We start from the raw sequence: 12,286 nt of genomic DNA on the forward strand, positions 1-12,286 counted from the left end.
GGCAGGTAATCTATAACTTTTTATGTGTGCCGGTAGACTGTTTGCCTACTACAAGTTGACAACAGTTAGTCCGTGTAAATAAAATAAGTCTATGGAATCAGTGGACTAATAAAAAACCATTATGTTTGCAAAATAAATAATTAAAAAAACAACTATGCTTCAACCGAACTGCTGCGTTCAACGATGTCGGGCCTATCCCTTAATGACCAACAAAAAATCAAAGGCATAAATTTTTTTACATAATTAGTCTACTAAATTTATAGAGATATCGGTCTTTAGTTTTAGTGGATGCATCCAATTCAAATACAGTGAAACGACTCATCTTAATTTCGGGATTATTATTACCCATACTGACATTTGCTCAACTGAGAGGCCGCGTAGTAAATGAGACTAACGCGCCTTTACCTTTTAGTACCGTCGCCGTAAAAAACAAATCCAACGTAACCGTTGCCGATTCTACCGGTCACTTTTCGCTTGTGGTTGATGAAAACTTTCCTTTTACTTTAGTCATCACATCCGCAGGCTATGAACGCCAGGAACGCGTGATCCGGAATAGTAATACAAACGATCTTGTTATACAGTTGCAGGCCCTGTTTCAAAGGGATACAGTTGTTATCACATCCCGCCGTCGCAGGGAATTGTTACAGGATGTACCTATTCCGGTTTCAGTAGTAACCGCCAGCCAGGTCGAAGATGCGGGTGCATTCAATGTTAACCGTGTAAAGGAGTTTGTGCCATCTGTACAACTTTATACTTCCAATCCGCGCAATACCGGTATTAATATCAGGGGTCTTGGTTCTCCATTCGGTCTTACTAATGACGGTCTTGATCCGGGCGTAGGCTTTTACGTGGATGGCGTTTATTATGCACGCCCGGCCGCAGCCACTTTCGACTTCGTAGATGTAGAACGCATAGAAGTGTTACGTGGTCCACAGGGAACATTGTTTGGTAAGAACACTACCTCAGGTGCTTTCAACATAACAACACGTAAACCCAGCTTCACGCCCGCTGCCAACTTTGAAGTGAGCTATGGCAACTATGGATACATCCAGGCAAAAAGCTCCATCACCGGGCCTTTAAGCAAGAAATTCGCAGCCAGGCTTTCTTTCTCCGGTACACAACGCGATGGACTGGTGGAAAACATCCGCACATCAAAATTTACAAATGATATCAATAACCTCGGTTTTCGCGGGCAGATATTATACAAACCATCTGAAAACACTTCTATCATATTGGCGGGAGATGTTTCGCGCCAGCGTCCCGATGGATATGCCCAGGTGGTGGCTGGTGTAGTGCAGACCAAACGCGCAGGCTATCGTCAATTTGACGCCATCATTAAAGATCTGAATTATACCCTACCCACACTGAATGCATTTGACCGTAAAATTGATCATGATACGCCATGGAATTCAGGGAATGAATTGGGTGGCGCATCGCTAACCGGAGAAACAAAACTCGGCCCCGGTACAATTACTTCCACCACGGCCTGGCGATACTGGAATTGGGATCCATCCAATGACCGCGACTTTACTGGGTTACAGGCCCTGGCTAAATCACAAAACCCTGCCAAGCACCGCAACTGGTCACAGGAAATCCGTTATGCCGGTGAGATTTCATCCCGCTTAAGTGGTGTGTTAGGCTTGTTTTTTATTGACCAGGAAGTAAAGATCGATGGTACAGAAGAATCAGGTTCGGCCCAATGGCGTTTTTCACAGAGCTCAACCAGCAATCTTTGGAAGACCCCAGGATTGTTTGAAGGATATGGAATTTACACAAAAGCTTCCATCAAATCACAGAGCGCTGCAGCCTTTACAAATGTTGACTGGGAGGTAGTAAAGGGTTTACACGTGTTACCAGGATTGCGTCTTAACTACGATAAAAAAGATGTAAGCTACGACCGCACGGCAGCAGGTGGCCTTCAAACAACCGATCCTGCCTTGCTTGCTTTAAAGAATATGGTGTACAGCAGTCAGTCCTATGTTGCTGATGCCGATGAGACTAATCTTACTTATCAACTTACTCTTGCATACAGGCCCAATAAAAGGTTGAATACTTTTGCTACTTACTCAACCAGCTTTAAACCGGTTGGTGTGAATGTCGCTGGACTTCCAACCGTTAACGGCGCAGCTGCAACCGACCTCGCGGTTATTAAACCAGAAGATGTAAAGCATTTTGAACTTGGCGTTAAGTCCTCCCCTTTTGATAATTTCACCCTGAACGTCGTTCTTCACAACACAAATATCGAGAACTACCAGACGAACGTTCAATCCCCGGAATTGGGAGTCAATCGCGGATATATTGCTAATGCTGAAGAAGTAAGGGTACGTGGTGTCGAGATTGATGCGAATTTCAGAACACAAAAGCATTTTTCCTTTTATGGAGCACTAGCTTATACAGAAGCCGAGTATATCAAATTTAACAACGCACCTCTTCCACTCGAAGAAACCGGTGCTACCGAAAATGGTTTGCAATTAGCTTTCAAAGATATCTCAGGTGGAGAGCTTCCGGGTATTTCCAAATGGGCGGGATCATTAGGCGCAGAATACAATACCCCGGCTGCATTTTTTGGTAAAGCAGGAAAATTCTTCCTGGCAGCGGATGGCTATTTTCGCTTTTCGTTTTCTTCCAGTCCTTCGCCCTCAGCTTTCCTGAATATTGACGGATATACGCTGATTAACAGCAGGGTTGGGTTCAGAACAACGGATGGCCTCTCCGCATTCATATGGGTTCGAAATATGTTTGATAAAGATTATTTTGAACAGTTATTACCGGCAGGTGGCAACGCAGGTCATTATGCAGCCGTACTCGGCGATCAAAGGACCTTTGGCATTACCCTGCGCTACAATTTCCGAGAATAATAAGCAACTGATCCTGAGTCGATCTTTAGGAACAATAAACAGGATAACCACTGAATACAATTGATAATTACTGAATACAATTCAAAGGCCTGTAAAATCCGGATTTTACAGGCCTTTGTTTTTATAAACATGATGGCGGGGCGCCAGGAAAGCAATGGTAAAATAGAAGATTGTGGCTTTTGATTAATTCAAATTGCGCCGATAAATTTTATAAGAATACAAACCAGGAATAACAATCAAAGCAATAAATAAGATGATTGTTGAAGGAATAAGTATAGACTTTGATAAAAGAAAACTGATGATAATTAGAACTATACCCCCCGCAAACCAAATCTTAGCCGCAAGCTGGTGTGTTTTTCGCCAATTCTCCGGATCATTCAATGTCCAGGGCAGCCTGATTCCAGCCACATAGTTAGGTTTCAGGTTATTCATGTAATTGCCGATAGTCATGATTAACATTCCGAAAACACCAATTGCTATCTTACTATCTATGACTATTTGTTTTTCCGCTGAAAGAATAAAAACATAATTTATCACAACCAGGAATAATGTTATTGCCAGCCCCAGTTTATGGAAAGAAGATGTCGGTGTCTCCCTGGTTACTTTGGGATCAACTCTTCGTAAATTCCGCATTAGTATATAAAGCAAAACAGACACCACAGATAAAGTAATTGTGGCAGTTAAAAGAGATTCCCGGGTTTGTACTTTTTCTATTGCCTGGTCAAACTCAAACCTGGTAGTAAAAGTCGGGGGGATAGAGTTCCAGGCAAATAATAAGTACAGTAATGGAGATACGGCAACCAGGACTATCAACGTGTTGATTAATAATTGCTTTTTCATGATTTTACTTTTTTCATGTTGTTATTTTTTTTTCTTTTTTTGTAGCCCTAAAAACCAGGCAATAACCTCGTCCAGGACAGTTGCATTTAATGAATAGTAAATAAACTGCCCTTGCTTAACAGAAGATATAATATCAGCCTGCTTTAGCAAATCAAGATGATGAGATATACTTGGTTTCGAAATATTAAAATGATCTGAAATATCCCCCGCTGTCATATCTCCTGCTTTTAATAAGTCTACTATCTCCCGCCTGGTCGGATCATTTAATGCTTTGAAGAGACTATTCATATTTAGACGATTAACTAATTATATATTTAGACAAATGTCTAAATATTATTTCATGATTCCAAATTTTTTTAATTTTATTTTTCTTCTCACGAATAATCTGTCATCCCGATTTTCCTTTTGCTTGATTTATTCTCATCTTAATCCAGGAATTATGCGACTTCACATTCAGCTGGCAAAAATCGAAATCGACTTTTTGCGGTAGTCAGCATTTTCTTTGTCTAAATCGACCAGGCACAATGTCTACATCACCCCCGGGTAGAATCTATGCATAACCATAGCTTCGGTAGCAGCTAAAAACATTTGACTAAACCTTCAAAATGAAAAGCCTGGAAAATAAGGTTGCAGTTATCTATGGCGCAGGAGGCCGATTGGGGCGGCTGTTGCTCCCACATTTGCACGCGAAGGTAGCCAGGCTTTTTCTTACGGGTCGCGGCCCGCTATATGCTTCCTAATAAGTCGGGCGTTATCATGACAATTACCGCAATCCCTTCAAGAACAGGTATCCCCCTGATGGGAGGCTACGGAGTTGCTATGGCGGCAAAGGAATCGCTCACCCGGCGCTTGTCTGTCGGGCTTGCACCTCACGGAATCTGGGTTTTAGGACTGCGCCCACAGGCTATGCCGGAAACACCAACGATCAGGGATGCGTACGAACCTCGTGCAAAGGCATCGGGAATGACCTCGGAACAGTGGCAGGAAGCGCTTGCAGCCAAAACACTTACAAAAAGGCTTATGTCGCTTGATGAGATGTCAAACATTGCGGTTTATATGGCTTCTGATATGGCAAGCGGGATGACTGGTACCACTGTGAACCTGACCATGGGGAGCCTCGACGACTAACATATTTGGTAAGAAACATTTATCGGGTTAGATGTAACTGAAGCATTTTATGTAATTTCAGGCGGTTATCTGATTTATCCCATTCATAAATTTGCTTCGATGAAACAAAAGGAAAATAATCCAAATTCGCGCCGAAAATTTATAAGAAATTCTGCATTGTCGCTCGCAGGTTTCTATATAGTACCCAGGCATGTTCTGGGTGGAAAAGGTTATATCTCTCCGAGTGACAAATTAAATATCGCCGGTATAGGGGTAGGCGGAAAAGGAACTTCAGACATAAACAATGCCTTCAACAAGGGAGCCAACAATGTTGTAGCCATGTGCGATGTAGACTGGGGCAGCGGTAAAGCATCCGCTACAAGGTTCCCTGATGCCAAACGTTACTCAGATTTCAGAAAAATGCTGGAAACGGAAAAAGGGATCGATGCCGTTACCGTTTCCACTCCAGACCATATGCATGCTGTTATAGCGATGACAGCTATGCAACTTGGCAAACACGTTTATGTACAAAAACCACTGACCCACGACATTTATGAGGCAAGAATGTTAACTGAGGCAGCCAGGAATTTTAAGGTAGTGACACAGATGGGTAACCAGGGTGCATCGGGAGAAGGAACCAAACAGATGGGTGAATGGTTTGATAAGGGCCTTATCGGAACAGTCAGTGAAGCACATGTCTGGACCAACCGCCCGGTTTGGCCACAGGGTATACCAGTGCCGACTGATAAGCCCAAATTACCTGATACCATGACACCTGAGAACTGGGATCTTTGGGTTGGAACCGCACCTATGGTTGATTACCATCCGCTCTACCATCCATTCAAGTGGAGAGGTTGGTGGAACTTTGGAACCGGTGCACTAGGCGATATGGCCTGCCATTTATTAGATCCGGCTTATCGTACATTGGGCCTGGGATATCCAACAGAAGTAGAATGCAGTGTTGGACAGGTCTTTATCAAAGACTGGAATGCTGAATATATTCCTGAAGGATGTCCTCCTTCATCACTGGTGCAGCTGAAATTTCCAGCTTCAAAGAAGAATAAATCGGTAGTAAAACTAAACTGGCAGGATGGAGGATTGCGTCCTTTCCATCCGGACCTTATTCCGGCTGATGATCCATTGGGAGAACGTGATAGCTCCAATGGTGTGCTCTTAATTGGCACTAAAGGAATCATGGTTTGCGAAACCTATGGTATCAATCCACGGATTTATAAAAACAATGGTGAAAAAATAGAAGTACCTAAAGCTACACCTGATCCAAATGTTGTCAAATTGCCGGAAAATGGCCACCAGGCAAAATGGGCCGAAGCTTGTAAAGCAGGTTTTGGCTCTCCCCTACATAAAGGGTTGACTTCTTCCTTCGACTTTTCGGGCCCACTTACAGAATCAATCCTGATGGGTAACCTGGCAATTCGGAGTTATAATCTGCGTCAACCAGGTGCAAATGGTCGCGGATTTGTTTATCCGGGCCGGAAAAAATTATTGTGGGATGGCACCAATATGAAGATCACCAATTTTGACGAAGCAAATCAGTTTGTAAAACGAACTTATAGAGAAGGCTGGAGTCTTGGAAAAGGTTTCTAATCGCTCTCAGCAAACATAATCAGCTAAAACAAGGCTCTGAATAATCAGGGCCTTTGTTGTTTATGCAGGTAGATGACATTTAAAAGACCTCCAGTTAAAGTTTTGAGTTATAAGTGATGAGTTATGAGTGGGAAATACTAAATGATGAATTCAAACTTACTCATTCATCACTCACTCATAACTCATAACTCATAATTCATAATTCTCTTCAGTATCCCGGATTCTGCGTGATCTTATCCCTGTTTATATCAATCTGGCTTTGTGGTATTGGAAACACCATATCATTTGCGTTCAAAAGCCTTACAAGCCTCAACTGATCTTTTTTGCTATTTAGAACAGTGATTGCACGATCTGTACGTACAAGATCAAACCATCGATGACCTTCAAACGCAAGTTCAACCCGGCGTTCCTGTTCAATAGCGAGGCGGAATGCCTGCTGATTTGGAATATCGCCAGCAGTTTTTACTGGTACCCCACCCCTCACACGAACCTCGTTCAAAAATGACATTGCTTCACCAGCGGGCTGGTATCCTGTTTCGTTAAGGCTTTCAGCATACATGAGTAAAACATCTGCATATCGAATCACCGGGATATTGTTACCGTTATCATTTTTGGTTGCCGGCACATCAAAATATTTTTTTACAAAATTATATTGAATGGTAACCCCGCTGGCATTAACATAAGATGTAGCAAGTGACAGGGCCTTTCTTTTATCATTGGCTTCGTATGCATTAGTCATATCAACCGAAGGTTGATTATTACCATCACCACCAAATGCAATTACAGCATTTCCGGAATTCTCAGGCGAAAATGAATTGGGCCATGGATTGCCTTCTCCAACTCCCCCAGACCTGAACTGCACCTCGAAAACAGACTCTTTATTATTTTTATTGGCTACACGAAATACGTCTCCATAATTTGGCAGAAGTCCATAAACATTGGAAGCAATAACTTCTTTTAGCCGGGTTGCAGCTTCAGAGAATTTTTTCTCAGTAAGCAGAACCTTTCCCAATAAGGCTTTGGCAGCTCCCTGGGTAGCCCTTCCAATATCCGGACCAGTATATGAAACAGGCAAGGCTGCAGAAGCCTCCGCAAGATCTTTTTCAATCTGCGCATATACTTCGGCTTTAGGGTTCCTCCCGTATTCGTAACCTTCATCCGGATCCTTAATCTCCGTTACAACCAGGGGAACATCTCCGAAACTACGCACCAGGTGAAAATAAATCAGGGCCCTGATAAACTTCGTCTCCCCGATTGTACGGTCTTTAAGTGCAGCATCCATTTCGATCTCGCCAATTCTGTCAAGCACCGCATTGCAACGCGATATTCCACGGTATGAATCATTCCATCTTGCCAGGATAAATGGATTGGTCGTGCGAATATAAAAACGGTCAAATTCATCCTGGTCGGTTACTGATCCGGAGGCTACGGGTTGCGTATCATCCGAACGTATATCACCAAAAATATAGTTGTTAATATGAATGCCCGGAATTTGCAAAGACGCGTACACCCCGCTCATGGCGTTTTTGATGTCGTTTGCATTCTGATAAAAATTGTCAGTTGTTACAGATGAAATCGGGGTGAGGTCCAGGAAGTCTTTTTTACAGCTGCCTGCCAGCAAGCTGCCAAAGATCATTAAACTGTATATGATGAAGGGTTTCATAATTGTATTGTTTAGATAAAATTGAACTGTTTTTCTTTTCCACAAACGCTTAGAATCCAAGATTGATTCCAAGTGTGAATGTGCGTGCCAGCGGATAAGCGCCATAATCGACACCTCCTGTAAGTGGCGAACCCGCTACTGTTGCCCCGGCATTATTAGTGACAGGAGTGGACGCTTCATAATTACTTACTTCCGGATTGTAGTTCAGATAATTGGTCCAGGTATAAACATTCTGAACAGCGAAATAGATCCTTGCCTGCTGCAGCCAAACACGTTGCAGGATTTGTTTCGGCAATTGATATCCGATTGTAATATTATTGATACGGAGATAAGAGCCATCTTCTACCCAGCGTGATGAAACAGCGTTGTTCATGCCAGTGGTGCTTCCATTTGCCCTTGGAATTAACCCATCACCAGGATCAGATGGAGAGCGCCACCGGTTCAGAACATGTGAAAGCTGGTTCTGTGATCCTTCCACGTTTTCAAAGAATCGTCTGCCCAGATTAAGAATCTTTGGTCCTTCAACGCCCTGGATGGCTATATTCAAATCAAAGTTTTTAAAGCTAAAGGTGTTGGACATGCCATAGATGAAATCAGGCTGGTTATTTCCTATCACGGTTCTATCGTCTGCATTGATGACTTTATCACCATTGACATCTTCATATTTTACATCACCAGCTCTTGAGGTAGGTGTATGCGGGTAACCACTAAGCTCAGCATCGTCTTTGAAAATGCCTATCTGTTTATATCCATAGAAACTGCCGATAGGTTCGCCGATCAATGTAATATTTGTTTCCCCCACTCCGCTTCCACTCTTAATGGCATCTCCTGTAGGTCCTAGTGCTAAAACCTTGTTCCTGTTAAAAGATAGATTAAGACCGGTATTCCAGGTAAAGGCCCCGGTTAGGTTGCGTGTATTCAAAGCAAATTCCCATCCCTTGTTTTCCATTTCACCGATATTCTTAAACGCAGTGCTGAAGCCCGTCAACGTAGGCACATTTACGGAAAGCAATAAATCTTTTGTATTCCTGATATAATAATCTGCAATCAGGTAAATCCTGTCATTAAATAAACCGATATCGAGACCAACATCCAGTTGATTGCTTTTTTCCCAACCCAGTTTTGCGTTTCCCAACGAGCTGGGTGCAAGCCCTGTTACCAGGTTATTATTAAAGCTATAATTATCCGAACTCACGGAAGCAACATATGGATAATCGTTATTGAACGCATTATTTCCAGACATGCCATAGCTAACACGAAGCTTTGCTTCGGATAAGAAGTCAAAATTTTTCATGAATGTTTCTTCTGTGATCCGCCAGCCAATGGAACCCGCAGGGAATGTACCCCAGCGATTTTCCGGACCAAAAACGGAGGCTCCATCACGCCGGATAGAAGCATTCACGAGATATTTATTTTTATAGCTGTAACCAACCCGGGCAAAATACGAGTTGGTAGCATTCTGGGTTTTAAATGAAGTCACCGCAGTAGGCAGCCCGGCGGCATTAAGCGTCTGAACAATATCATTTGCAAAGGTGGAACCATCGGCCCTGCTCGATTGATAATTCGATTTGTAGCTCTCCATTCCTATTAATGCGTCAATGTTATGATCATCATTAAATGAGCGTTTATAACTTAGCGTGTGATTGAATAACCAGCTCAAACCCTGGTCAGAAAACGCGTGAGCGATCGGGAGGTTGGGCGGGAGTAATTGATTCAATACAATTGCTGAGGTACGATATGCATTCCGGCGGTTTGAATTCAGGTTCACATTTCCTGAAGCACGATAAACAAGGTTGTCAATTATTTCGAATTCGAGGTAAGCGTTTCCGAGAAGATTAGTAGTCTGAAGTTCACTTTTGAATTCAGTTATATTTGCAACCGGGTTAGTGATCCCCGGCCAGTTATACGGTGCCGCTATTGCAGTCTCTGAAGAATAGGTACCATCCGCTGCATACAAAGGAGCCATAGGTACTGCAGAGAGGGCAGCATTGATAATTCCATTATCCGCCCAGTGGCCATTGGCATTCACCTCTTGTTGCACCCTGTAAGAAGGATTTATATTTATGCCTAGTTTCAGCTTTTTTGAAACATTCACATCTACCCCTGCTCTTACGGTATACCTTTCGAACTCGGATTCTTTAATAATTCCCTCTTGTTTAAGATATCCTCCCCCGATGAAAAACTGCGCTTTATCAGTTCCACCGGAAACAGAAAGCTGGTAATTGCTGATTGGTGCACGCCTGAATATTAGATCCTGTAGATCGTAATCAGGAAGCTCTGCTATTTTCTGGGGATCATCAAAATTCAGCCACGGAAAAACTTCGCCTCTTGGATAGCGATAACGCAACACTGACCTCATGCTGTTTGGATCAGAGATGTTCGCACCGGGAACATTGTCCAGGTAAGCATTATTGGCAGCCTCTTTAGAAAGTTCAACCATCTCCGCCGAATTAAGCAGGTCGATAGTTTTTGTTACTTCCTGGAAACCACCATATACATCCAGGTTGATATTTGTGCGGCCTGTTTTACCACGGCGGGTAGTTACAATGATGACCCCGTTAGAGCCCCTTGATCCATATATCGCTGTAGAAGATGCATCTTTTAATACATCAATGCTTTGAATTTCGCTGCTGTTGAGTAAGCTGAATACATTGGGACTAACGATATTTCCATCCACGACTATAAGCGGTGAATTGCCCGCACTGATAGAACCGAGCCCTCTCACCTTTATAGCGGGGGTGCTACCCGGCGCGCCATTGTTTTGTTGAACTACGACACCTGGTACTTTCCCCTGTAAAGCCGTTGCAACATTTGATACAGGCATGTCTTTTATTTCTTTCATTGGCACTGAAGAAATTGCTGCCGTTACCGCGGCCCTGCGTTGCGTTCCATAACCTACTACAACCACCTGGTTGAGATTGCTGATGACCGGATCCAGTACAATGTTGATTACATCCTGGCCACCGATCGCCACCAACTTTTCTTCATATCCTATTGAAGTAAACAATAAGCTATCGCCCAAATTTCCGTCCGGCACTGTCAAAGAAAATTTCCCGTTAACATCCGTGGTGGTACCGATTGAAGTACCCTTAATAGTTACGCTCACCCCGTTAAGAGGGTTCCTGCTATCATCTGTCACAGTTCCGGTGATCAGTTTTTCAAGTGAAGCAACATTAGTCGATGTATTGGTACTTCCCGGAACGTCAATTGATCCTGAAAATTTGATATGGCGGGAATCTGGCTCTGCAGCACGCGGCATTTCAACTACAGACTGTGCATGTACGATGAAAAGCGACATTGTCATGTACAGAAAAAGAAGTAATTTTTTCTTCATAGACAAAAAGTTTGAGTTTGATCAAATAGTAAGATTGTCGTTAATTGGTTGATCGGTCAAATGCCTGATAAGTCAAGATAAATGATCGCTGCAAAGAGATGCAGTTTCCCGGGGCGTGGATAGCAGAATTGCATGACAAAACCGTTTTTACTCAACTGAAATAATAATTTAGTATGGTAACGACACGGTTTGTTGAATCGTAATTAAATATATTGAATTTCGAAACATGGCGCGCCGCATAAACTGCAATTGTGTTAAGCGGCATCCTTAACCCGCATCAGCTTTAAGGCAGCAACAAAAAACACCCTAAAATAAAAACAGGGAATCTACCGGTAGGAAAACAGTTTCATTGCCATAGCTTAAGGCTAATGCTAAAGCTCATGTGCTTTTATATATCAAATTTTCTTTTAAGGAAAGTCTTCTTTTATAAATAAGGCTTTTTTATCTCGAAAGAAAGTTGCCGGGTAAACGCAGACCTTGTTCGTCTGCCACCACTTTTTCCATGGCTTTCTGAAGTCCTTTTGGTATGACCTTTTTTTCCTCTTCGGTTAATGGCTGAATGAGTTCGTGAAATTCGTCTTCGTCATCATAATATCCAAAATACAAGTGATACGAATTATCTGCATGCACCCGTAAAGCTATTTCTTTATCCTCTTCGTAAACGTGCATATTGATAACGGACCATTGCTCATCGTCCATAAAATCAAAATGGATCTCAAGGCTATCTTTACTTAGTACTTCATTAACTAGTTTTTCGATCATCTCACCTGCATGGTTCTTTACCAGGTCTTCGTAATTCATATACATATCTTTGAGGCCTCAAGGTAAGTTTTCCTTCGGTAAAAAAACATTTGCCAGAAAATATGCAGCAGAAATCTG

The 12,286-nt window shown here is 42.7% G+C and carries 9 protein-coding genes; 4 read left to right on the forward strand and 5 right to left on the reverse strand.

What is annotated here, in order from left to right; genetic code table 11:
• Positions 1-308 precede the first annotated feature (308 nt).
• Complete coding sequence (locus VK664_RS24775; protein WP_461401410.1) at positions 309-2,858, forward strand: TonB-dependent receptor; 2,550 nt, start codon at positions 309-311, stop codon at positions 2,856-2,858.
• Positions 2,859-3,041: 183 nt separating this feature from the next.
• Here the strand turns inward: VK664_RS24775 and VK664_RS24780 are convergent, their stop codons facing one another.
• Both VK664_RS24780 and VK664_RS24785 read right to left on the reverse strand, forming a co-directional pair.
• Positions 3,042-3,698 carry an SdpI family protein gene (locus tag VK664_RS24780; protein WP_461401411.1) on the reverse strand — a complete coding sequence of 219 codons (657 nt, stop codon included), beginning with the start codon at positions 3,696-3,698 and terminating at the stop codon, positions 3,042-3,044.
• A gap of 21 nt (positions 3,699-3,719) precedes the next feature.
• The gene (locus VK664_RS24785; RefSeq protein ID WP_461401412.1) at positions 3,720-3,986 is read right to left on the reverse strand and encodes an autorepressor SdpR family transcription factor; all 267 of its coding nucleotides are present in this window, start codon (positions 3,984-3,986) and stop codon (positions 3,720-3,722) included.
• 317 nt (positions 3,987-4,303) lie between these two features.
• Between VK664_RS24785 and VK664_RS24790 the strand changes: the two genes are divergently transcribed.
• The 3 genes from VK664_RS24790 (at position 4,304) to VK664_RS24800 (ending at position 6,410) form a co-directional block, all read left to right on the forward strand.
• Positions 4,304-4,438, forward strand: coding sequence for a hypothetical protein (locus tag VK664_RS24790; RefSeq protein WP_461401413.1), 135 nt, complete (start codon positions 4,304-4,306; stop codon positions 4,436-4,438).
• Positions 4,439-4,454: 16 nt separating this feature from the next.
• Complete coding sequence (locus tag VK664_RS24795; protein WP_461401414.1) at positions 4,455-4,826, forward strand: SDR family oxidoreductase; 372 nt, start codon at positions 4,455-4,457, stop codon at positions 4,824-4,826.
• Between the two features lie 99 nt (positions 4,827-4,925).
• A complete protein-coding gene (locus VK664_RS24800) occupies positions 4,926-6,410 on the forward strand; it encodes a Gfo/Idh/MocA family protein (protein WP_461401415.1) in 1,485 nt (494 codons plus the stop codon).
• Positions 6,411-6,618: 208 nt separating this feature from the next.
• On the opposite strand, the gene VK664_RS24805 is transcribed toward VK664_RS24800, so the two are convergent.
• The 3 genes from VK664_RS24805 to VK664_RS24815 form a co-directional block, all read right to left on the reverse strand.
• Entirely contained in the window at positions 6,619-8,073 is a 1,455-nt protein-coding gene (locus tag VK664_RS24805; RefSeq protein WP_461401416.1) for a RagB/SusD family nutrient uptake outer membrane protein, read from the reverse strand.
• A gap of 49 nt (positions 8,074-8,122) precedes the next feature.
• The gene (locus tag VK664_RS24810; protein ID WP_461401417.1) at positions 8,123-11,407 is read right to left on the reverse strand and encodes a SusC/RagA family TonB-linked outer membrane protein; all 3,285 of its coding nucleotides are present in this window, start codon (positions 11,405-11,407) and stop codon (positions 8,123-8,125) included.
• Positions 11,408-11,848: 441 nt separating this feature from the next.
• Positions 11,849-12,208, reverse strand: coding sequence for a hypothetical protein (locus VK664_RS24815; RefSeq protein WP_461401418.1), 360 nt, complete (start codon positions 12,206-12,208; stop codon positions 11,849-11,851).
• Between the last annotated feature and the right edge of the window lie 78 nt (positions 12,209-12,286).

Origin of the sequence: Flavitalea sp. (assembly GCF_035489435.1) — a bacterium.
GTDB lineage: Bacteria > Bacteroidota > Bacteroidia > Chitinophagales > Chitinophagaceae > DATHKG01.